The organism is Pararoseomonas sp. SCSIO 73927, assembly GCF_037040815.1.
Classification (GTDB): Bacteria; Pseudomonadota; Alphaproteobacteria; order Acetobacterales; family Acetobacteraceae; genus Roseomonas.
Genome location: NZ_CP146232.1, coordinates 666,961 through 687,754, shown reverse-complemented (window position 1 = coordinate 687,754; position 20,794 = coordinate 666,961). Strand labels below are relative to the sequence as shown.

The window sequence follows — 20,794 nt, the reverse complement described above, 5'->3', positions numbered from 1 at the left end:
TTCCTCCCTAGCCGCGCCGCGCGGAGCAGAGCTCGCCGGCGGTGGCCATGTACTTGCGGCCGGCGTTCACGGCGTGGTCCACCGCCTCGGCCAGCGGCTCCGTCCCGCGCACGCGGGCGAGCTTCACGAGCAGCGGCAGGTTCACGCCCGCGATCACCTCCACCTGATGCCCGCCGCGATCCGGCCCGCTGCAGAGGCCCTTCATGGAGGCGGCGAGGTTGGAGGGCGTGCCGCCGAACATGTCGGTCAGCACCACCACCCCGTCGCCCTGGTCGACCTGGTCCACCGCGGCGCGGATGTCCACGCGGCGGCTCTCCATGTCGTCCTCGGGGCCGATGCAGATGGTCGAGACGTGCTTCTGGGGCCCCATGACATGTTCCATGGCGAGGCGGAGTTCCTCGGCCAGGCGGCCATGGGTGACGAGGACGAATCCGATCATCGGCGGTCCAGCGAGGCCGCCCGCTGCGGGCGGGGTGGGGCCGAAAGGGGGATGGTCATGGGGGTGGGGGCCGCGGCAGGCGCGGCCGGATGGGTTTCGGTCATGCTCGGAGCATCGATATGGTGTGCGGATGGGCCTCTGGGGAGTCGGTGGCGCGGATCGCCTCCCGGATTCCCAGTTCCCGGTGGGTGAGCTCCACCGGCCAGCCGGCCTCGGCCAGGTGCCGCGCCAGCCGCTCCGCCGCGAGGACCGAGCGGTGCTTGCCGCCGGTGCAGCCCAGGGCCAGCGTGAGGTACTTCTTGCCGCCCGTTTCGTAGGCCGGCAAGAGCGGGTCCAGCAGCGCCGTCATGCGCGCCCAGAATGGGGCCCACTCCGGATCCGCCTCGATAAAGGCGGCTACTGGCGCGTCCCGCCCGGTCATCGGCCGCAGGGCGGGATCGTAGTGGGGGTTCCGCAGGAAGCGCAGGTCGATCGCCAGATCCGCCTCCCGCGGGAGGCCGCGCGGGTAGGCGAAAGACTGCACGGTGACGGACATGCCCGCCTTTCCCGCCGGCCCGTAGCGCCGCTCGATCATCCGCCGCAGCTCCGGCAGGGGCAGCTCGGAGGTGTCGATCACCCAGTCCGCCGCCTCGCGCAGGGGGGCCAGGGCCTCCTCCTCCCGCGCGATGCCGTCCCCGACCCCGCCGCTCGCCACCCCGGCCGGGGTCAGCGGGTGCCGCCGCCGCGTCTCGGAGAAGCGGCGCAGCAGCACCTCCTCTGAGGAGTCCATGAAGACCAGCTCCGGCGCCGCCGCGCCCCGCGCCCGCAGCGCATCCAGCCCCGCCAGCAGCGCGGTGGCGTCGAAGCCCCGCGTGCGCGTGTCCACCCCGATGGCCAGCGGCGCCGCCCCGGCGCCGGAGAGAAGCTCGCCCAGCACGGCCAGCGGCGGGTTGTCCACCGTCTCCAGCCCCAGATCCTCCAGCACGCGCATGGCGGAGGACTTCCCCGCGCCCGACAGGCCGGTGACCACCACGACCTGGCGCGGCGGCGCCTTCTGGAGGGGCGCGTTCAGGGCGCGGGTTCCGGGCGTGGCGCGGGTTCCAGCGCGCCGGCGCGGCAGGTGATCCGCCCGGCGATCGCGTCCAGCGCCAGCTCGAGCACCCGCGGCACGGAGGCGTCCGGCGCGTGGACGGCGATCCGCGGCAGGGCGTGGCCCAGGGCCTCGTAGCGGGCGGGCTCCGGCAGGCGGGAGACCTCGTCCCGCGCCACGCAGTCCACGGCGAGGGCCAGCGGCGCCTCCTGGGAGTCCAGCCCTTCCATGATCCCCAGCCCGCGCACCGCCATCATCCCGCGCAGGGCGGCGGGCGCCGCGGCGCGCAGGGCATCGCCCCCGTCCCGCAGCAGCACCTGGTCATCGGCCACGAGCCGCCATCCCCCGCCCGTCAGGCGGAGGAGAAGGTCGGACTTGCCCGCGCCCGGCGGGCCCAGCAGGAGGACCCCCTGGAGGAGGCCGCCCGCATCGCGTGCGGCACAACTGCCGTGTTGCAGCATGGCTGGACGGTGACACCCCGGACAGGCGCCGGAACGTGGCAGAAATCCGGCGGCGGCGGAAGCGGGCGGCTTGGGACCGGGGCGGCCCGCCCTCCCTCCCGCCCGGCCGCCCCGGCACCCCGCGGGGTGCCGGGCCATTCGCTTCCGGCGGGAGGATCCGCCCGCAACCCCTTCCCGGCCCTCCGCTTCGGCCGGGCCGGAGGGTGGACAGGCGGGCGCCCCGGGGCCATCCCCGGGGCATGATCACGCGCACCGCCATCGAAGCCGCCGCAGCCCGGATCGCCCCGCATATCCGCCGGACACCCGTCCTCGGTCTGCCCGGCGCGGCCCTGGGCGCGCCGTGCGGCGTGTCGCTGAAGCTCGAGTCGCTGCAGGTCAGCGGATCCTTCAAGGCGCGCGGGGCCTTCAATGCGCTCCTGCAGGCGGATGGGGCCGCCCGCGGGGTCATCGCGGCCTCCGGCGGCAATCACGGCGCGGCCGTGGCCCATGCCGCCGGCGCGCTCGGCATTCCCGCCGAGATCTTCGTCCCCGCCATCGCCGCTCCCGCCAAGGTTGCCCGCATCGCGGAGGCGGGGGCGCGCGTGGTCCAGGGCGGCGACACCTACGCCGAGGCCTTCGCCGCGAGCGAGGCCCGGCGCGGTGAGACCGGTGCCCTGTCCGTCCACGCCTACGACCAGGCGGAGGTGCTGGCCGGGCAGGGGACCGTGGCGCGGGAGCTGGAGGCCGACCTGCCGGGCCTGACCCATGTGCTGGTGGCGGTGGGCGGCGGCGGCCTGATCGGGGGCATTGCCGCCTGGTTCGCCGGCACGGGGGTGCAGGTGGTGGCGGTGGAGCCGGAGGGCTGCCCCACCCTGCACGCCGCCCTCGCCGCCGGCCGGCCCGTGGACGCGCCAGTCGGCGGACTGGCGGCGGACAGCCTCGGGGCGCGCCGGGTCGGCGGCCTCATGTTCCCCCTCGCCCAGGGGGTGGTCCGCGAATCCGTGCTGGTGGCGGACGAGGCGATCCGCGCTGCTCAGCGGCGCCTCTGGTCCGCCGCCCGCGTGGTGGCGGAGCCCGGCGGGGCGGCGGCGCTGGCCGCCCTTCTCTCCGGCGCCTGGACGCCGCCCGCGGGGGTGCGGGTGGGCGTGCTGGTCTGCGGGGGGAACTGCGACCCCGGTTCGGTGGCCTGAGGGGGGGCTGGGTGGCGGCGCCTACCGCCGTTGGTTGAGCAGGCCTTCGAGGTAGTGGCCGTAGCCGCTCTTGCGTTGTGCTTGTGCGAGGGCTTGGAGGGCGGTGTCGTCGATGAAGCCCATGCGCCAGGCGACCTCCTCGGGGGCGTTCACCTTCATGCCCGTGCGCTTCTCGATGGCGCGCACGTACTCGCCGGCTTCGAGCAGGCTGTCATGGGTGCCGGTGTCGAGCCAGGCGTAGCCGCGGCCGAGGCGGATGACGCGCAGGCTGCCCTCCTCGAGGTAGAGGCGGTTGAGGTCGGTGATCTCGAGCTCGCCGCGGGCGGAGGGCCTGACGCGGCGGGCCATCTCGGAGGCGCGGCCGTCGTAGAAGTAGAGGCCGGTGACGGCCCAGTCCGAGCGCGGGCGCGCCGGCTTCTCCTCGAGCGAGAGGGCGCGGTAGGCCTCGTCGAACTCGACCACGCCGTAGCGCTCGGGGTCGGCCACGCGGTAGGCGAAGACGGAGGCGCCGGGGCCGTTGGCGCGGGCCTCGGCCAGGCGCCCGTCCAGCTCGGAGCCGTGGAAGATGTTGTCCCCCAGCACGAGGGCGGAGGGGGCGCCGGCGAGGAACTCCTCGCCCAGGAGGAAGGCCTGGGCGAGGCCGTCGGGGCTGGGCTGGGCGACGTAGGAGAGGCGGATGCCCCACTGCTCGCCGGTGCCGAGCAGGCGCTGGAACAGGGGCAGGTCGTGCGGGGTGGAGATGATCAGCACCTCGCGGATCCCGGCGAGCATGAGCACCGAGAGCGGGTAGTAGATCATCGGCTTGTCGTAGACGGGCAGCAGCTGCTTCGACACCGCCATCGTCGCCGGGTACAGCCGCGTGCCGCTACCACCCGCCAGAATGATGCCCTTCATGGGTGTCCCGGACATCATGCCGTGTCTTTCTTGTTGTCGGGGAGGAGTCCGAGGCGTTCTCCGGCGTATGTGTCGCGCAAGGGTCGCCACCAGGCCTCGTTGTCGAGGTACCATCGCAGGGTGCGCTCGATGCCCTCCTCGAAGGTGAGGGTGGAGCGCCAGCCGAGTTCCCTCTCGGCCCTGGTGGGGTCGATGGCGTAGCGGCGGTCATGTCCCGGGCGGTCGGGGACGAAGGTGATGAGGTCGCGGCGCGGGGCGGGGCCCTCGTCGGCGGGGTCCTCGTTGGTGGGGCCCTCGTTGGTGGAGCGGGGGCGGAGGCGGTCCAGGGTGTCGCAGATGGCGTGGACGACCTGCAGGTTGGTGCGCTCGGCGCGGCCGCCGATGTTGTAGGTCCGCCCCGGGGTGCCGCGGGTCAGCGCCGCGGCCAGGGCGCGGGCGTGGTCCTCGACGAAGAGCCAGTCCCGCACGTTGCCGCCGTCGCCGTAGACGGGGAGGGGCTTGCCCTCCAGCGCGTTGAGGGTGACGAGCGGGATGAGCTTTTCGGGGAAGTGGTAGGGCCCGTAGTTGTTGGAGCAGTTGGTGACGATCGTGGGCAGGCCGTAGGTCTCGTGCCAGGCGCGGGCCAGGTGGTCGGAGGCGGCCTTGCTGGCGGAGTAGGGGGAGCGCGGGTCGTAGGGCGTGCTCTCGGTGAAGGCGCCGGTGGGGCCGAGGGAGCCGAAGACCTCGTCGGTGGAGACGTGGAGGAAGCGGAAGGCCGCGGCCCGGGGGGCGTCGTAGCCGGCCACCAGGGCGCGGGCGGCCTCCAGCAGGGCGAAGGTGCCGACCACGTTGGTCTGGATGAAGGGGGCGGCGGAGGCGATGGAGCGGTCCACATGGCTCTCGGCGGCCAGGTGCAGCACGGCGTCGGGGGCGTAGTCGGCGAGGGCGGCGCGCATCCGCTCGGCGTCGCAGATGTCGGCCTGCAGGAAGGCGAAGCCGGGGCGGCCCTCGCAGGGGGCCAGCGTCCGGCGGTCCCCGGCATAGGTGAGCTTGTCGACCACGAGCACCTCGTGCCCGAGCTCGAGAACCAGGTGCCGAACAAGAGCAGAGCCGATGAAACCGGCACCACCAGTGACGATCACGCGCATGGGGGGGTGTGGGTCCTCTTTAGGCGGCCTGCTTTGGGCGGCCTGCGGCGGGGTTAGCAGGGCATTGCGGCCCGCTGGGGGCAGGGGCGGGGCGCATCGGGGTTCTCTTTGCACCCATTGGGGCACCTATAGGGCGTGACGGCTCCCGGAGAAATCGCTCGGGGATGCGGGGGTGGCCGCGACGGGGATCGCGCCGGTGCGGGGCCAGGGCAAGGATGCGTCGGTCGCGGCCTTCGCCGCCGGGCCGGGCTGCGTTATGGGAGGGCCGCGCCGGCCCCGTGCCCTGGGGCCGGGCGGGCAGGAGGCGCGGCGCGATGGACCAGGTGCACCCCAGGCTGACGCTCCTCACCCACCCGCTGGTGCAGCACAAGCTGACGATCATGCGGCGGCGGGAGACCTCCACGGGCGAGTTCCGGGCGCTGGCGCGCGAGATCAGCCTGCTGATGGCCTATGAGCTGACGCGGGACCTGCCGGTGCGGGACGTGCCGATCGACACGCCGCTGGAGCCGATGATGGCGCCGGAGATCGCGGGCAAGAAGCTCTGCATCGTCTCCATCCTGCGGGCGGGGGACGGGATCGCATCGGGCATGCTCGACCTCGTGCCCTCCGCGCGGGTGGGACATATCGGGATGTACCGCGACCCCGTGTCCAAGCGCCCGGTGGAGTACCTGCTGAAGCTGCCGGAGGACGTGGCGGAGCGGCTGGTGATCGTGGTGGATCCCATGCTGGCCACCGGCTACTCGGCCGCCGCCGCGCTGGAGCGGCTGAAGGCGGCGGGCTGCGCGAACCTGCGCTTCGCCTGCCTGCTGGCGGCGCCGGAGGGGGTTTCCGTGCTGGCGAAGGCGCATCCGGACGTGCCGGTCTATGCCTGCGCGGTGGACCGGGTGCTGGACGAGCACGCCTACATCCGCCCGGGGCTGGGCGATGCGGGGGACCGCCTCTTCGGGACGAAGTAGGGTCGAAGGATCGACCGGGACGATCGTTCCGATCTGATCCAACTGTTTGTTGGATGACTCCGGCCGGCGCACATCCCGGGCCGGAGATTGCCGTTTCATGACCCTGCCCGAAGTGACGCCGGTTCGAGCGAGGCCGGCCGGAGCGGCCCCGGCCGGGATGACGCTTGCCGGCCGCGCGGCCCGGCTCCTGCCGGGGGTGGTGCTCTGCGCCGCCGTCTCGCTCGCCGCGCTGGGGCTGGCGCGGCTGGAGGAAGCAGTTTTCGGCCGCGCCTGGCTGGAGACGCTGGTGCTGGCGATCCTGCTGGGCTGCGCCATCCGCACGGGCTGGCGGCCGGGGCCGCGGTGGAAGCCGGGGGTCGACTTCTCCGCCAAGGTGCTGCTGGAGGTGGCCGTTGTGCTGCTCGGCGCCTCGCTGAGCGCCGCGACGATCCTGGCGGTGGGGTGGGAGCTGCTGCTGGGGATCGCGGCGGTTGTGGGGGTGGCGATCCCGGCCAGCTACGCCCTGGGGCGGGCCTTCGGGCTGGCGCCGCGGCTGGCCGTGCTGGTGGCCTGCGGCAACTCGATCTGCGGGAACTCCGCCATCGCGGCCGTGGCGCCGGTGGTGGGTGCGAAGGGGGAGGACGTGGCCGCCGCCATCGCCTTCACCGCCGTGCTGGGCGTGGCGGTGGTGCTGGCGCTGCCGCTGCTGGCGCCGCTGCTGGGGTTGAGCGGCGGGCAGTACGGCGTGCTGGCCGGGCTGACGGTCTATGCCGTGCCGCAGGTGCTGGCGGCCACGGCGCCGGTAGGGGCGCTGAGCGTGCAGGTCGGCACGCTGGTGAAGCTGGTGCGGGTGCTGATGCTGGGGCCGGTGGTGGTGGCGCTCTCCCTGCTGGCGCCGGGGCGGGGCGGGGCGCGGCCGCCGCTCTCCCGGCTGATCCCTTGGTTCATCCTGGGCTTCCTGGGGCTGGCCGCCCTGCGCTCCCTGGAGTTGCTGACGGCCGCGCTGTTGGGGCCGTTCGCGAGCGCTGCCACGGCGCTGACGGTGCTGGCCATGGCTGCGCTGGGGCTGGGGGTGGACCTGCGGAGCGTGGCGCGGTCCGGCGGGCGCGTGGTGGGGGCGGCGGTAGCGTCGCTGCTGCTGCTGGTGGCGGTGAGCCTGGGGCTGATCCGGGTGCTAGGGGTGGCGTGAGTGGCCCCAGGGGACGCTGCCCCCTGGACCCCCGCCGGGGTGGCAACGGCCACCCCGGACCCCGCGATCGGGCTGCCGCGGATACGATGAGCGCCGTTGCGCCGCGGACTTTTTGAATGAGGTCAGCCCTTACTGCCATATCCGGCGCCGAGGGTCGTGGACCCTCGGCGAGCCCCCGGTTCCGCATCCCGCGGCAGCCCTTTGAAAGAAGATGAGGGGTGGGGTCCAGGGGAGGGGAGAATTCTTTCTCTCCTCCCCTGGGGCCACCCGCGCTCACTCCCCGGGCAGAAGCGCCAGCAGGGCTTCCGCCGCGCGGCTGGGCGCGCGGTCGCGGTGGCGCAGCACCTGAAAGGCGCGCCGGAGGGCCGGGGCGGGGAGGTCCAGGGGCACGCGGTGGAGGAGCCCGGCCTCGATCGAGGGGGCGGTGACGGAGGCGGAGAGGGCGGTGGCGCCGAGGCCGGCCTCCACCGCGCCGCGCACGGATTCGTTGGAGGGAAGCTCGAGGGCGACGCGGAGGGAGCGCGGGGCGAGGCCGGCGTCGCGGAGGGAATCCTCGAAGGCGGAGCGGGTGCCGGAGCCGGGCTCGCGCAGGACCCAGTCGCCCTCCGTCAGCCCGGTCAGGGTGGCGGGCGGGTGCCGGGCCCAGGGGTGGGCGGGGGCGACGACGATGACGAGCTGGTCCGTGGCGACCGTGCGGGCGAGGAGCTGGGCGTCCTCCACCGCGCCCTCCACGAAGCCGAGCTCGGCGGTGCCGGCGCGGACGGCGGCGGCCACCCCCGCGGTGTTGCCGATGGCCAGCGGCACGGCGATGCCGGGATGGGCGCGGCGGAAGGCGACGAGGTGGCGGGGGAGCCAGTAGCTCGCGATCGTCTGGCTGGCGTGGACGGGGAGAGTGCCGCGGCCGAGCCCGGCGAGGTCCGCCAGGACGTTCTCCGCCGCCTCCGCCCGGGCCAGCACGGCACGGGCTTCCGGCAGGAACTCGCGGCCGGCGGCGGTGAGGGCGATGCCGCGGCCGATCCGGTCGAAGAGGCGGAGGCCGCTGCGGGATTCAAGGGCGGCGACGGCGGCGCTGGTGGCGGACTGGGTGAGGTGCAGCGCCTCCGCCGCGCGGGTGACGTGCTGGCGTTCCGCGACGGCGACGAAGACGCGGAGCTGTTCCAGCGTGAGGCGCATCAGGGGAAGTTGGGGCGGATCATCTCGAACATCTCGCCGATCTCCGCGTAGTCGCCGCGGTAGCCGCAGCGGCCGATGGGGCGGGCGGCCTTGGTGTCGAAGATCCCGTCCTTCAGGAAGGCGCGGTTGATGTGCACGCCGACGACTTGGCCGAGGACGATGTGCGTGCCGATCTCGCGCCCGTCCAGGTCCTTCGGCGAGACCACCTGCAGCACGCGGCACTCCAGCGCGGCGGGGGAGGCGGCGACGCGCGGGGGGCGCACGAGGCGGCAGGGGGCGGCCTCGAGGCCGGCGTGCTCGAACTCCGACATGCCGTGGGGAAGGGGGGCGCAGCTCTGGTTCATCGCCTCCGCCAGCTCGCGGGTAACGAAGTTGCAGACGAACTCGCCGGTCGCCTCGATGTTGCGGACGCTGTCCTTGCGCCCCTCGCTGCCGAAGGCGACGACGGGGGGCGCGGAGCCGAAGCCGTTGAAGTAGCTGTAGGGGGCCAGGTTCACGCGGCCGTCCGGGTCCATGCTGCTGATCCAGCCGATGGGGCGGGGTGCGATGATGGCCTTGAAGGGGTCGTGCGGCAGGCCGTGGCCGAGCCGGGGCTCGTAGAAGTGCTGGTCCATAGGGTGATCCTGGCGGCTGTTCAGGAAATGGTCACCTGACCTGCCATGTGCATGCAAGATGGGCGGATCGGGTGCTGGCGTGGGCGGGATGTTGCGCTGCAGGGCGGAATTCCGCTTTTCGGCGCTTTGGACATAACTGTACGCTCAGTTAGTTTCAGCGGGAAGGCAGAGCCGATGGCGATCAGCGATGCGGACATGGTCGAGGCCTGGAAGAAGGTCCTGGCGCTGTCGAACCTGAAATCGGGCGAGGTGGTGACGGTGCTGACGGGGGCGGCGACGCACCCGCAGACTCTCTCCACCGCGATGATCGCGGCGCGCGGGATGGGCGCGATCGTGAATCGCCTGGACCTGCCGCCGATGAACGGGGAGGCCTCGCTCTCCCGCGACGCGCTGGCCTTCGTGGGCGACACGCCGCTGACGGGGAACCCGGCGGGAATGGCGGCGCTGAAGGCGAGCGACCTGGTGCTGGACCTGATGCTGCTTCTCTTCTCCCCCGAGCAGGGGGAAATCCTGGAGAGCGGGACGCGGATGCTGCTGGCGGTGGAGCCGCCGGAGGTTCTGGCGCGGCTGGTGCCGACGATGGCGGACAAGCTGCGGGTGAAGGCGGCCGCCGAGAAGCTGAAGGCGGCGAAGGAGATGCACGTGACCTCCGCAGCCGGGACGGATATCCGGTTCGCGGTCGGCGAGTACCCGCTGCTGGAGGAGTACGGCTTCGTGGACGCGCCGGGGCGGTGGGACCACTGGCCTTCGGGGTTCCTGGCGACCTGGCCGAACGAGGGGAAGTCGAACGGCACGATCGTGATCGACCGGGGCGACATCCTGCTGCCGCAGAAGTCCTACACGCAGGACAAGATCGTGCTGACCGTGAAGGACGGCTACGCCGTGAAGGTCGAGGGCGGCCTGGATGCGGAGCTGCTGCGCGACTACATGGACAGCTTCAACGATCCCGAGGCCTACGCCATCTCCCATATCGGCTGGGGGCTGCAGGACCGGGCGCGGTGGTCCGTTCTCTCGCTGTATGACCGGGAGCAGACGATCGGGATGGATGCGCGGGCCTTTGCCGGGAACTTCCTGTTCTCGCTCGGGCCGAACACGGAGGCGGGCGGCACGCGGAACACGCCCTGCCACATCGATATCCCGCTGCGCCGCTGCACCGTGCGGCTGGACGGCGTGCCGGTGACGCTGGACGGCAAGGTTCTTGATGAGGCGCCTCTGGCGGCCGAGTGAACGGCCGCTTCCGCATCCCAACCCGACCAGGAGTAGCTCCATGCCCGTCTCACGGCGCCTGATCCTCGGCGCGACCGGTTCGCTCGCCCTGCCCGGCCTGGTCCGCGCGCAGGGGAGCAACCCCATCCGCATCGGCGAGATCAACTCCTACACCGCGCAGCCCGCCTTTACCCTGCCCTACCGTAACGCCATGCAGCTGGCGGCGGAGGCGATCAATGGGCGCGGCGGCGTGCTGGGGCGGCCGCTGGAGCTGATCACGCGCGACGATGCGGGGCGGCCGCAGGACGCGGTGCGGCTGGCGGGCGAGCTGTACAACGACCAGAAGGTGGACGTGCTGGCGGGCGCCTTCCTCTCCAATGTCGGCCTCGCCCTCAGCGAGTACGCGCTGCAGAACAAGCGCCTCTATGTCGGCGGTGAGCCGCTGACGGACGCGATGGTGTGGGACCGCGGCAACCGCTACACCTTCCGCCTGCGCCCCAGCACCTACATGCAGGCCGCGATCCTGGCTGAGGAGGCGGCGAAGCTGCCCGCCAAGCGCTGGGCCGTGGTGGCGCCGAACTACGAGTACGGCCAGTCCGCCGTGAAGTGGTTCCGCCAGATCCTGACGGCCAAGCGGCCGGACGTGACCTTCGTGGGCGAGCAGTGGCCGGCGCTGGGCCGCGTGGACGCGGGCGCGACGGTGCAGGCGCTGGAGGGGATGCGCCCGGAGGGCATCTTCAACGTGCTGTTCGGCCCGGACCTGACGAACTTCGTGCGCCAGGGCAACACGCGCGGGCTGTTCGAGCGCCGCAGCGTCGTCTCCATGCTGACCGGGGAGCCGGAATACCTGGACCCGCTGGGCGACGAGGCGCCGGAGGGCTGGATCGTGACGGGCTATCCCGGCGAGGCGATCGACACCCCCGCGCACAAGGCCTACGCGGCCGATTACCGGCGGCGGTTCAACGCCAAGCCGATGTGCGGGTCGCTGGTGGGCTACGCGCTGATCCAGTCCATCGCGGCCGGCATCGCCAAGGCGGGCTCGGTGGAGGTGGAGCGCATGGCGGAGGGCTTCCGCGGCGCCTCCTTCGAGAGCCCCGTGGGCCCCGTGACCTGGCGCGCGCAGGACCACCAGGGGACGCTCGGCGTCTTCGTCGGCAAGACCGCCCTGCGCGGGAATGCCGGCGTGATGGCGGACTGGCGCTACGTGGACGGCAAGGATCTGCTGCCGACCGACGACGCGGTGCGCGCCATGCGCCCCGCCTCCGCCAACTGAGGGGAATTCCGGCGAGCCTATGGACAGCATCCTTCCTCAACTGCTGACCGGGCTCGCCGGGGCCTCGTCGCTTTTTCTCGTGGCGTCCGGGCTGACGATCATCTTCGGCGTCACCCGGATCGTGAACTTCTCCCACGGGTCGCTCATGATGCTCGGCGCCTATATCGGGTGGAGCATCCTCACGCGGCTGCCGCGGGACCCGGAGTGGTTCGTCCTCGGCGTCCTCCTCACCGCGCTCGCCACCGCGGCGATCGGGGTGGTGCTGGAGTTGGTGGTGCTGCGGCGGGTGTATCGCGCGCCGGAGCTGTTCCAGCTTCTCGCTACCTTCGGCGTGGTGCTGATGCTGCAGGACATCACGCTCTGGCTGTGGGGGGCGGTGGAGCTGCCCCTGCCGCGCCCGCGCTGGCTGCGGGGGTTCGTGGAGATCGGCGGCAGCCGCTTTCCGCTCTTCGACCTGATCCTCATCGCGATCGGGCCGGTGGTGCTGGGGCTGCTGTGGCTGCTGATGAACCGCACGCGCTGGGGCACGCTGGTGCGCGCCGCCACGCTGGACCGCGAGATGGTGGCGGCGCTGGGGGTGAACCAGCGCACGCTGTTCACGGCCGTGTTCGCGCTGGGCGCGGGGCTGGCGGGGCTGGGCGGCGCGCTCTCGCTGCCCAGCGCCTCGGCCAACCTCAACATCGACCTCGCGGTCATCACGGACGCCTTCGTCGTGGTGGTGGTGGGCGGACTGGGCAGCCTGACGGGGGCTTTCGTCGCCAGCCTGCTCATCGGCGTCCTCCAGGCCTTCGGCATCGTGCTGGTGCCGAAGATCACGCTGGTGCTCGTCTTCCTCGTCATGGCCGTGGTGCTGGTGTTCCGCCCCAACGGGCTGCTGGGCCGGCCGCAGGCGGAGGCGCGGGAGGCGACAGTGGCCGCGCCCGTCATCCGCGCCGCGCCGCCGGAGCTGAAGGCCCTGGGCGCCGTGGCGCTGCTGCTGGCGGTCGCCGCGCCTTTCCTGGTGGGGGAGTACGCGCTCACCGTCCTGACGGATGCCTGCGTCGCAATCCTTTTCGCCGTGTCGCTGCACTTCATGATGGGGCCGGGCGGGATGGCGAGCTTCGGCCACGCGGCCTGGTTCGGCATCGGCGCCTACGCGGCGGGGCTGCTGATGCAGTGGATCGCCGCGCCCATGCCGGTGGGGCTGCTCGCCGCGCCGCTCGTCGCGGGGATCGTGGCGGCGGGGTTCGGCTGGTTCGTGGTGCGGCTCTCCGGCGTTTACCTCTCCATGCTGACGCTCGCCTTCGCGCAGATCGTCTGGGCCGTCTCCTTCCAGTGGGTGGAGGTGACGGGGGGCGACAACGGGCTGCTGGGGCTGGTGCGGCCGGCCTGGGCCTCGGAGACGCGGGTCTTCTACTGGCTGGCGCTGGCGCTCTCGGTCGGCGGGGCGCTGCTGCTGCGGCGGATCCTCTACGCGCCCTACGGCTACGCGCTGCGGGCGGCACGGGATTCCGCCCCGCGCGCGGCGGCCATCGGGCTGGACGTGAAGGGGCTGCGGATCGCGGCCATTACCGTGGCGGGGGCGGCCTGCGGGCTGTCCGGCGCGCTGTTCTCCTACGGCAAGGGCAGCATCTTCCCGACCTACATCTCCATCGCGCACTCGGTGGAGGCGCTGCTGATGGTGCTGCTGGGCGGGCTGCAGACGGTGGCCGGGCCGATCATCGGCGCCCTCGTCTACACGGGACTGGCGGACGTGCTGATGCGCTCCACCGATCTATGGCGGCTGGTGCTGGGCGCGGTGATCGTGACCCTCGTCGTCGCCTTCCCCGAGGGTATCGCGGGGGCCGTGCGCCGGCTGTGGCTGCGGGGGCGTGAGGCATGAGCGTTCTGGTGGTGCAGGGGCTGAGCAAGTCCTTCGGCGGCGTGCAGGCGGTGGGGGATGTCTCCTTCGCCGTGGCGCCGGGGGAGATGCTGGCGCTGATCGGGCCGAACGGGGCGGGGAAATCCACCTGCTTCAACATGGTGGGCGGGCAGTTGAACCCGGACAGGGGTTCGGTGCTGCTGGAGGGGAAGGCGATCACCGGTCTCTCGCCGCGCGCCATCTCGCGCGCGGGGGTGGGGCGGACCTTCCAGATCACCGCCACCTTCGGGTCCATGACGGTGCGGGAAAACGTGCAGATGGCCCTGCTCTCCCACCATCGGGAGATCTGGGGGTTCTGGCGGCCGGTGGCGGGGCGGTACCTGGCCGAGGCGGACGCGCTGCTGGCGCAGGTGGGGCTGGAGGCGCAGGCGGAGCGGGCGACGGGCGTGCTGGCCTATGGCGACCTCAAGCGGCTGGAACTGGCGATCGCGCTGGCGAACCGGCCGCGGCTGCTGCTGATGGACGAGCCGACGGCCGGCATGGCGCCGGTGGAGCGCGTGGGACTGATGAAGCTGACGCGGCGGCTGGCGACGGAGCGGGGCGTGGCGGTGCTGTTCACCGAGCACGACATGGACGTGGTGTTCGACGTGTCCGACCGGATCCTCGTGCTGAACCGGGGGGTGCTGATCGCGGAGGGGGATGGGGATTCCATCCGGGCCGATCCGGCGGTGCGGGAGGTTTACCTCGGCACCGGCGCGACGAGCGGGGGGCACTGACGATGCTGCTCTCGGTAGAGGGGCTGAACACGCATTACGGGCGGGCCCACATCCTGCAGGACATGGCGCTGACCATCGCCGCGGGCGAGGTGCGCGTGCTGCTGGGGCGCAACGGCGCGGGCAAGAGCACGACGATGAAGTCGGTGATCGGGCTGGTGCGGCCGAGCGCGGGCAGGATCGCCTTCGACGGCGCGGAGATCGCGGGGGAGGAGCCGCACCGGATCGCGCGGCGGGGCCTGGGCTACGTGCCGGAGGACCGGCGGGTCTTCGCCGACCTGACCGTGATGGAGAACCTGGAGGTCGGGCGCCAGGCGGCGCGGGGCGGGATGCGGCCCTGGACGCCGGAGCGGCTGTTCGAGCTGTTCCCCAATCTCGGGCGGATGCGGGACCGGCCGGGCGGGCGGATGAGCGGTGGGGAGCAGCAGATGCTGACCATCGCGCGGACGCTGATGGGCAATCCGCGCCTCGTGCTGTTGGACGAGCCGAGCGAGGGGTTGGCCCCGGTCATCGTGGAGCAGATGGCGAACGCCATCCTGGCGCTGAAGCGCGAGGGGCTGACGGTGCTGCTGGCCGAGCAGAACCTGCACTTCGCGGGCGGCGTCGCCGACAGCGCGACGGTGGTGGAGAAAGGCCGGGTGGTGTGGTCCGGCACCATGGAGGCGCTGCGGGCGGATGAGGCGGCGCGCACCAAGTACCTGGCTGTGTGATGGGCGCAGCGCGGGACGTCTCGCTGGAGGTGAACGGGCGGGCGGTGGTGCTGCGCCTGGACCCAGACGCACCCCTGCTGATGGTGCTGCGGAACGACCTGGAGCTGAACGGGCCGAAGTACGGCTGCGGGCTGGGGGAGTGCGGGGCCTGCACGGTGCTGCTGGACGGGCGGGCCGTGCGGTCCTGCGTTCTGCCGCTCTCCCGCGCCGAGGGGCGGCGAGTGGTGACGCTGGAGGGGCTGGGCACGGTGGAGGCGCCGCATCCCGTGCAGGCGGCCTTCATCGCGGAGCAGGGCGCGCAGTGCGGCTACTGCCTGAACGGGATGATCATGACGACGGTGGCGCTGCTGGCGCGGAGGCCGGACCCGAGCGAGGCGGAGATCCGGGACGCGCTGGCGCATAACCTGTGCCGCTGCGGGACGCATCTGGAGATCCTGGCCTCCGTGCGCCGCGCCGTGGCGGAGCGCGCGGCGTGACGCGGGCGCGGCAGGAGCTGTCCCGGCAGGAGGTGCTGGAGGCGGAGGGCGTGCTGGCGGTCACCCGGCGCCGCGCACCGACGCCGGGGACGGTACCGGGGGCGAATGCGCGGGACGAGGAGGACGTGTTCGTCGCCGTGTTCGACGACGGCAGCGTGGCGGCCTTCAACGGGCATGTGGATCTGGGCACGGGCATCCGCACGGCGCTGGCGCAGATCGTGGCGGAGGAGCTGGACGTTCCGCTGGACGCGGTGACAGTGGTGCTCGGGCATACCGGGCGGGCGCCGGACCAGGGGCCGACCATCGCCAGCGAGACGATCCAGATCTCCGCCGTGCCGCTGCGGCAGGCGGCGGCGGAGGCGCGGCGGGCGCTGCTGGCGGTCGCGGCCTCGCGGCTGGGGACGGGAGAACTGGCCGTTCGGGATGGGGTGGTCCTCGCGCCGGATGGGCGGGGGCTGTCCTATGCGGAGCTGCTGCGGGGCGCGCGGGAGGTGGTGCCGCTGAGCGGGACGGCGCCGCTGAAGCGGGTAGAGGACTACCGCATCGTCGGGAAGCCGGTGCCGCGGGTGGACATCCCGGCCAAGGCGACGGGCGGGCTGACCTTCGTGCACGACGTGCGCTTGCCCGGGATGCTGCATGGGCGCGTGGTGCGGCCGCCCTACTCGGGGCTGGATGCGGGGGCCTTCGTCGGGGCCAGCCTGCTGTCTGTGAACCGGGATTCGGTGGCGCACATCCCCGGGCTGGTGGATGTGGTGGTGATCGGCGACTTCGTCGGTGTGGTGGCGGAGCGGGAGGAGGAGGCGGCGCGGGCGGCGCGCGATCTGCGGGTGGCGTGGAAGGCGTTCTCCGCGCCCGCCGGGTTGGAGGATGTGGAGCGGGCGCTGCGGGAGAACCCGTCCACGCGGCGTGTTCTGAAGGATACGGGGGATGTGGAGGCGGCGCTGGACGGCGCGGCCAAGCGGATGCCGCGGACATATTCCTGGCCGTATCACATGCACGGCTCCATCGGGCCGTCCTGCGCGGTGGCGGATCTCGCGGAGGGAGTGCTGCGGGTCTGGTCGGGCTCGCAGAACCCGCACATGCTGCGGGCGGCGCTGGCGCGGCTGATGGCGCTGCCGGAGGCGCGGGTAGAGATCACGCGGCTGGAGGCGGCGGGGTGCTACGGGCGCAACTGTGCGGATGATGTGTGCGGCGACGCGGCGCTGCTCGCCCGCGCGGTCGGACGGCCGGTGCGGGTGCAGCTGACGCGGGAGCAGGAGCACCTGTGGGAGCCCAAGGGCGCGGCGCAGCTCATCGACGTGGATGGCGGGCTGGATGCGGCCGGTGGCGTGGCGGCGTACGACTTCGTGTCGCGCTACCCGTCCAGTGATGCGCCGTTGCTGGGGCTGCTGCTGACGGGGGTGGTGAAGCCGGAACCGGCGGTGCTGCAGATGGGGGATCGCACGGCGATTCCGCCCTACGACTATCCTTCCATGCGGATCGCGGTGGAGGACATGCCGCCGATCGTGCGCGCTTCCTGGATGCGGGGCGTGTCATCGCTGCCCAGCACCTTCGCGCATGAATCCTGGATCGACGAGTGCGCGGCGGAGGCCGGGGTGGATCCGGTGGAGTACCGGCTGCGCTACCTGCACGAGCCGCGCGCCGTGGATCTGGTGAAGGCGGTGGCGGAGCGGGCGGGGTGGGAGACGCGCACCGGGCCGCGCATGAAGGCCGATGGAGACATCCTGCGCGGGCAGGGGTTTGCCTACGCTCTCTACGTCCACAGCGCGTTCCCGGGCTACGGCGCCGCCTGGGCGGCCTGGGTGGCGGAGGTGGAGGTGAACCGCCGCACGGGCGTGGTAACGGCGACGCGGATCGTCACGGGGCATGATGCCGGGCTGATGATCAACCCGGCGGGGGTGAAGCACCAGGTCCACGGCAACGTCATCCAGGCCACCAGCCGCGTGCTGAAGGAGCGGGTGCCCTTCGAGAACGGCTTGGTCGCGGCGCAGGAATGGGGCGGGTACCCCATCCTCGATTTCCGGGAGGTGCCGGAGATCGAGGTGGTGATGATGGACCGGCCGGACCAGCCGCCCTTGGGTTCGGGGGAGTCCGCATCGGTTCCGAGCGCGGCGGCGATCGCGAACGCGATCTTCGACGCGACGGGGGTGCGCTTCCGGAAGGTGCCCTTCACGCCGGAGGTGATCCGCGAGGGGTTGCAGCCCGCGGTGCAGGCGGAGGCGAAGCGGAAGCGCCGCCGCTGGTTCGCTGGGCTGGGCGGGCTGGCAGGCGGGCTGTTGGTGGCGGCGGGCGCGGCGGTGGGCTGGGCCTCCGCCATGGCGCCGGTGAGGCCGCCTGGGGCGGATGTGTTCTCGGCGGCGCAGATCGAGCGCGGGCGGCTGCTGGCGGCGGTCGGGAACTGCACGGGGTGCCACACGGTGCCGGGCGGGGCGGTGAATGCGGGCGGGCTGGGGCTGGAGACGGGTTTCGGCACGATCTACGCCACCAACATCACGCCGGATGTGAAGACGGGGATCGGCGCCTACTCCTTCGCGGCCTTCGAGCGCGCCATGCGGCAGGGGATCGCGCGGGATGGGCGGCATCTCTATCCCGCCTTTCCCTACACGGCCTATTCCGGGATGACGGAAGAGGACCTGCTGGCGCTTTACGCCCACCTGATGGCGCAGGCGCCGGTGCGGAACGTGGCGCCGGAGACGAGGCTGGCCTTTCCCTACAGCGTCCGGCCGCTGATGGCGGGGTGGAACCTGCTGTTCCATCGGCCAGGGGCGATGCAGGCGGATCCCTCGCGCTCGGCGGAGTGGAACCGGGGGAATTACCTCGTCAACGCGCCCGGGCATTGCGGGGCCTGCCACACGCCGCGCAACGCGCTGGGGGCGGAGAAGCGGAGCGCCGCGTTCGCGGGGGCGGTGGTGGAGGGGTGGGAGGCGCCGGCGCTGAACGCGCTCTCCCGCTCCCCCGTGCCGTGGAGCGAGGCGGATTTCTTCGACTATCTACGGACCGGGCATTCCGCGAATCACGGCGTGGCGGCGGGGTCGATGGCGCCGGTCGTGGCGGGGCTGCAGGCGCTGCCGGACGCGGATATCCGGGCCATGGCGCACTACCTGGCCTCGCTGAATCCGGCGCCGGCGTCGGTTGATCCGGTGGCGCTGGTGGCGGCGGCCTCGGTGGCGCCGCGGCAGGGGCTGAGCGAGGGCGCGCGGCTGTTCCAGGGGGCCTGCGCGGCCTGCCACGGCGGCGGGGCGCAGGAAGGGCCGGAGGTGGCGCTGGCGCTGAACAGCAACGTCCACTCCGACCGGCCGGACAACCTGATCCGCACGGTCCTGGACGGCATCCGCCCGACCATCCCCGGCCATGGCGAGATGCCGGGGTTCCGGGGGAGTTTGAGCAACCGGCAGGTGGCGGAGCTGGCCGGGTTCATCCGCGCGAACTTCGCGCCGGGGCGGCCGGGCTGGGGGGACCTCTCCGGCACGGTGGCGCGGCTGCGGAATGCGGTGCCGCACTGAAGAATGCGCTTTCTTCTAACTGAACGTGCAGTTAAATAAAGACGAGCTGGCCAGGAGACCGAGAATGAGCAAGCCGCGCATCGCGATCGTCGGGGCGGGGCTGGGCGGGATCGCCGCCGCCCTGCTGCTGCGGAAGGAGGGCTTCGAGGCCACCCTCTACGAACAGGCGCCGGCCTTCGCGCGCCTGGGCGCGGGCATCCATGTCGGGCCGAACGTGATGAAGATCATGCGCCGCATCGGGCTGGAGGGTGCGATGGAGGCGATGGGGTCGCACCCCGACTACTGGTACAGCCGAAACGGGGCGGATGCCGCGATCCTGTCCCAGATTCCGCTGGGCGACTTCGCCCGCAAGCACTACGGCGCCTCCTACCTCACCGTGCATCGCGGTGATTTCCACCAGCTGATGGTGGATGCGGTGCCGTCCGGTTCCCTGCACTACAACAAGCGGCTGACGGGGATCGAGGATCGCGGCCGCGACGTGGTGCTGCGCTTCGAGGACGGAACCGTCGCCGAGGCGGACATCGTGATCGGCGCGGACGGCGTGAACTCCGTGATCCGCGAGCACATGCTCGGCGCGGAGGCGCCGCGCTACACGGGGTGGGTGGCGCACCGCGCCGTGTTCTCCGCCGACCGGCTGGCGAAGTACGGCTTCAAGTTTGACCAGTGCGTGAAGTGGTGGTCCGAGGACCGACACATGATGGTCTACTACGTGACCGAGCGGCAGGACGAGTACTACTACGTCACCGGCGTGCCGCAGGCCGAGTGGGACATGAGCAAGGCCTGGGTGCAGAGCAGCCAGGAGGAGATGCGCGAGGCCTTCGCGGGCTATCATCCGATGGTGCAGGCGCTGATCGACGCCTGCGACGACATCACCAAGTGGCCGCTGCTGGAGCGCGACCCGCTGCCGCTGTGGAGCCGCGGGCGGCTGGTGATGCTCGGCGATGCCTGCCACCCAATGAAGCCGCACATGGCCCAGGGCGCGGCGATGGCGATCGAGGACGCGGCGATGCTGGCGCGCTGCTTCGGCCAGGTGGGCGTGGAGGATTACGAGACGGCCTTCGCGCTGTACCGGGCCAACCGGATCGAGCGGGCCTCCCGCGTGCAGAAGGTGAGCCACGACAACACCTGGCTGCGCACGAACGAGGACCCGGCCTGGGTGTTCGGCTACGACGTGTTCGAGGTGCCGCTGGTCGAGCCCGCCCGCGTGGCCGCCTGAGCGTGGCGGCATCGGCCACGCCGAAGAGGAGGATCGGCCGGCGCCCGGCCGATCCCGATGGCGTCTCCACCCAGGACGGCATCCTGGCCGTGGCCGAGCAGGTTTTTGCCGATCACGGCTACGTCGCCGCCTCGCTGCGCGAGATCGCGGAGCGGGCGGATGTGACGCAGGCGCTGATCATCTACTACTTCGGCAGCAAGCAGGGGTTGTTCGAAACGCTGTTCAAGCGGCGGGGGCTGGAGGTCTCGAACGAGCGGCAGGCGCTGCTGGACGCGCTGCTGGCGCGTGCCGAGCCGCCGACGGTGCGGGATCTGATCACCGCCTACCTGACCCCGCAGTTCAAGCTGCGCGGGCAGGGCTCGGACGCCATCGCCTTCGTGCGGATGCAGGCGCGGCTGCACCATGAACCGGACGAGCTGGCGTTGCGGCTGCGGCGCGAGGTCTATGACTTCTCCACCCGCAACTACATCGCGGCGCTGGAGCGCGCGGCGCCGGGGATCGACGCGGCGGACGCGCACTGGCGCATGATGTTCGCGGTGGGCACCTATCTCTACATGCTTTCGGGCTTCGACCGGCTCGCGGAGGTGTCGCAAGGGCGGTTCAGCACGGAAGATACGGAGGAGGTGGTGCGGCGCCTGACGGACTTCCTTGTGGGCGGGTTCACGGCACCGTCCAGCCGGTAGCTGGGGCAGATCGCCGGAGGGCGGCATCGCCCGCAGGCGTGAGG

At 72.4% G+C, this 20,794-nt stretch carries 19 protein-coding genes; 12 read left to right on the top strand and 7 right to left on the bottom strand.

The genetic code is table 11. The features are described 5' to 3' along the window. Nucleotides 1–7: 7 nt before the first annotated feature. The 3 genes from VQH23_RS03305 to VQH23_RS03295 form a co-directional block, all read right to left on the bottom strand. Nucleotides 8–439 (bottom strand): PTS sugar transporter subunit IIA, encoded by a 432-nt coding sequence (locus VQH23_RS03305; RefSeq protein ID WP_338664191.1) that lies wholly within the window; start codon nucleotides 437–439, stop codon nucleotides 8–10. Nucleotides 440–539: 100 nt separating this feature from the next. Next, a complete protein-coding gene (rapZ, locus tag VQH23_RS03300; protein WP_338664190.1) occupies nucleotides 540–1,448 on the bottom strand; it encodes an RNase adapter RapZ in 909 nt (302 codons plus the stop codon). 38 nt (nucleotides 1,449–1,486) lie between these two features. Further along, nucleotides 1,487–1,969, bottom strand: coding sequence for a hypothetical protein (locus VQH23_RS03295; protein WP_338664189.1), 483 nt, complete (start codon nucleotides 1,967–1,969; stop codon nucleotides 1,487–1,489). Nucleotides 1,970–2,208: 239 nt separating this feature from the next. Between VQH23_RS03295 and VQH23_RS03290 the strand changes: the two genes are divergently transcribed. After that, on the top strand, nucleotides 2,209–3,138 hold the full coding sequence (locus VQH23_RS03290) for a serine/threonine dehydratase (RefSeq protein ID WP_338664188.1): 930 nt from the start codon (nucleotides 2,209–2,211) through the stop codon (nucleotides 3,136–3,138). Between the two features lie 21 nt (nucleotides 3,139–3,159). On the opposite strand, the gene rfbA is transcribed toward VQH23_RS03290, so the two are convergent. Together rfbA and rfbB are read right to left on the bottom strand one after the other, a co-directional pair. Beyond that, nucleotides 3,160–4,032 (bottom strand): glucose-1-phosphate thymidylyltransferase RfbA, encoded by an 873-nt coding sequence (gene rfbA / locus VQH23_RS03285; protein WP_338664187.1) that lies wholly within the window; start codon nucleotides 4,030–4,032, stop codon nucleotides 3,160–3,162. A 14-nt stretch (nucleotides 4,033–4,046) separates the two neighbouring features. Beyond that, nucleotides 4,047–5,159, bottom strand: a complete 1,113-nt coding sequence (rfbB, locus tag VQH23_RS03280) for a dTDP-glucose 4,6-dehydratase (protein WP_338664186.1) — start codon at nucleotides 5,157–5,159, stop codon at nucleotides 4,047–4,049. A 314-nt stretch (nucleotides 5,160–5,473) separates the two neighbouring features. On the opposite strand from rfbB, the gene upp reads away from it, so the two are divergent. Both upp and VQH23_RS03270 read left to right on the top strand, forming a co-directional pair. After that, the gene (gene upp, locus VQH23_RS03275; RefSeq protein WP_338664185.1) at nucleotides 5,474–6,115 is read left to right on the top strand and encodes a uracil phosphoribosyltransferase; all 642 of its coding nucleotides are present in this window, start codon (nucleotides 5,474–5,476) and stop codon (nucleotides 6,113–6,115) included. A gap of 97 nt (nucleotides 6,116–6,212) precedes the next feature. Then, on the top strand, nucleotides 6,213–7,283 hold the full coding sequence (locus tag VQH23_RS03270) for a YeiH family protein (protein ID WP_408904279.1): 1,071 nt from the start codon (nucleotides 6,213–6,215) through the stop codon (nucleotides 7,281–7,283). Between the two features lie 273 nt (nucleotides 7,284–7,556). On the opposite strand, the gene VQH23_RS03265 is transcribed toward VQH23_RS03270, so the two are convergent. Together VQH23_RS03265 and VQH23_RS03260 are read right to left on the bottom strand one after the other, a co-directional pair. Then, complete coding sequence (locus tag VQH23_RS03265) at nucleotides 7,557–8,456, bottom strand: LysR family transcriptional regulator (protein ID WP_338664184.1); 900 nt, start codon at nucleotides 8,454–8,456, stop codon at nucleotides 7,557–7,559. Then, nucleotides 8,456–9,070: a flavin reductase family protein gene (locus tag VQH23_RS03260; protein WP_338664183.1), complete on the bottom strand. Its 615-nt coding sequence runs from the start codon at nucleotides 9,068–9,070 to the stop codon at nucleotides 8,456–8,458. Before VQH23_RS03260 ends, VQH23_RS03265 begins: the two co-directional genes overlap by 1 nt. A 174-nt stretch (nucleotides 9,071–9,244) precedes the next feature. Here VQH23_RS03260 and VQH23_RS03255 point away from each other — a divergent pair, with 174 nt between their 5' ends. The 9 genes from VQH23_RS03255 to VQH23_RS03215 all read left to right on the top strand — a co-directional run bounded on the left by VQH23_RS03255 (nucleotide 9,245) and on the right by VQH23_RS03215 (nucleotide 20,750). Beyond that, nucleotides 9,245–10,297 (top strand): 2,5-dihydroxypyridine 5,6-dioxygenase, encoded by a 1,053-nt coding sequence (locus tag VQH23_RS03255; protein ID WP_338664182.1) that lies wholly within the window; start codon nucleotides 9,245–9,247, stop codon nucleotides 10,295–10,297. A 40-nt stretch (nucleotides 10,298–10,337) separates the two neighbouring features. Next, a complete protein-coding gene (locus VQH23_RS03250; RefSeq protein ID WP_338664181.1) occupies nucleotides 10,338–11,549 on the top strand; it encodes an ABC transporter substrate-binding protein in 1,212 nt (403 codons plus the stop codon). 19 nt (nucleotides 11,550–11,568) lie between these two features. Further along, a complete protein-coding gene (locus tag VQH23_RS03245; RefSeq protein ID WP_338664180.1) occupies nucleotides 11,569–13,410 on the top strand; it encodes an ABC transporter permease in 1,842 nt (613 codons plus the stop codon). After that, a complete protein-coding gene (locus VQH23_RS03240) occupies nucleotides 13,407–14,165 on the top strand; it encodes an ABC transporter ATP-binding protein (protein WP_338664178.1) in 759 nt (252 codons plus the stop codon). Before VQH23_RS03245 ends, VQH23_RS03240 begins: the two co-directional genes overlap by 4 nt. Before the next feature lie 2 nt (nucleotides 14,166–14,167). Continuing rightward, a complete protein-coding gene (locus VQH23_RS03235; protein ID WP_408904276.1) occupies nucleotides 14,168–14,872 on the top strand; it encodes an ABC transporter ATP-binding protein in 705 nt (234 codons plus the stop codon). Beyond that, the gene (locus VQH23_RS03230; RefSeq protein WP_338664177.1) at nucleotides 14,872–15,348 is read left to right on the top strand and encodes a (2Fe-2S)-binding protein; all 477 of its coding nucleotides are present in this window, start codon (nucleotides 14,872–14,874) and stop codon (nucleotides 15,346–15,348) included. The genes VQH23_RS03235 and VQH23_RS03230 overlap by 1 nt, the downstream gene beginning before the upstream one ends. After that, nucleotides 15,345–18,851, top strand: a complete 3,507-nt coding sequence (locus VQH23_RS03225; RefSeq protein ID WP_338664176.1) for a molybdopterin cofactor-binding domain-containing protein — start codon at nucleotides 15,345–15,347, stop codon at nucleotides 18,849–18,851. The genes VQH23_RS03230 and VQH23_RS03225 overlap by 4 nt, the downstream gene beginning before the upstream one ends. Nucleotides 18,852–18,915: 64 nt before the next feature. Then, nucleotides 18,916–20,067, top strand: a complete 1,152-nt coding sequence (locus VQH23_RS03220) for an FAD-dependent monooxygenase (protein WP_338664175.1) — start codon at nucleotides 18,916–18,918, stop codon at nucleotides 20,065–20,067. 2 nt (nucleotides 20,068–20,069) lie between these two features. Beyond that, on the top strand, nucleotides 20,070–20,750 hold the full coding sequence (locus tag VQH23_RS03215; RefSeq protein ID WP_338664174.1) for a TetR/AcrR family transcriptional regulator: 681 nt from the start codon (nucleotides 20,070–20,072) through the stop codon (nucleotides 20,748–20,750). Nucleotides 20,751–20,794 lie beyond the last annotated feature (44 nt).

Bases quoted from the DNA above. Each gene is read 5' to 3' on its own strand.
- VQH23_RS03305 (WP_338664191.1), bottom strand. From the start codon at position 439: ATGATCGGATTCGTCCTCGTCACCCATGGCCGCCTGGCCGAGGAACTC.
- VQH23_RS03295 (WP_338664189.1), bottom strand. From the start codon at position 1,969: ATGCTGCAACACGGCAGTTGTGCCGCACGCGATGCGGGCGGCCTCCTC.
- VQH23_RS03290 (WP_338664188.1), top strand. From the start codon at position 2,209: ATGATCACGCGCACCGCCATCGAAGCCGCCGCAGCCCGGATCGCCCCG.
- rfbA (WP_338664187.1), bottom strand. From the start codon at position 4,032: ATGAAGGGCATCATTCTGGCGGGTGGTAGCGGCACGCGGCTGTACCCG.
- rfbB (WP_338664186.1), bottom strand. From the start codon at position 5,159: ATGCGCGTGATCGTCACTGGTGGTGCCGGTTTCATCGGCTCTGCTCTT.
- upp (WP_338664185.1), top strand. From the start codon at position 5,474: ATGGACCAGGTGCACCCCAGGCTGACGCTCCTCACCCACCCGCTGGTG.
- VQH23_RS03270 (WP_408904279.1), top strand. From the start codon at position 6,213: ATGACCCTGCCCGAAGTGACGCCGGTTCGAGCGAGGCCGGCCGGAGCG.
- VQH23_RS03265 (WP_338664184.1), bottom strand. From the start codon at position 8,456: ATGCGCCTCACGCTGGAACAGCTCCGCGTCTTCGTCGCCGTCGCGGAA.
- VQH23_RS03260 (WP_338664183.1), bottom strand. From the start codon at position 9,070: ATGGACCAGCACTTCTACGAGCCCCGGCTCGGCCACGGCCTGCCGCAC.
- VQH23_RS03255 (WP_338664182.1), top strand. From the start codon at position 9,245: ATGGCGATCAGCGATGCGGACATGGTCGAGGCCTGGAAGAAGGTCCTG.
- VQH23_RS03250 (WP_338664181.1), top strand. From the start codon at position 10,338: ATGCCCGTCTCACGGCGCCTGATCCTCGGCGCGACCGGTTCGCTCGCC.
- VQH23_RS03245 (WP_338664180.1), top strand. From the start codon at position 11,569: ATGGACAGCATCCTTCCTCAACTGCTGACCGGGCTCGCCGGGGCCTCG.
- VQH23_RS03240 (WP_338664178.1), top strand. From the start codon at position 13,407: ATGAGCGTTCTGGTGGTGCAGGGGCTGAGCAAGTCCTTCGGCGGCGTG.
- VQH23_RS03235 (WP_408904276.1), top strand. From the start codon at position 14,168: ATGCTGCTCTCGGTAGAGGGGCTGAACACGCATTACGGGCGGGCCCAC.
- VQH23_RS03230 (WP_338664177.1), top strand. From the start codon at position 14,872: ATGGGCGCAGCGCGGGACGTCTCGCTGGAGGTGAACGGGCGGGCGGTG.
- VQH23_RS03220 (WP_338664175.1), top strand. From the start codon at position 18,916: ATGAGCAAGCCGCGCATCGCGATCGTCGGGGCGGGGCTGGGCGGGATC.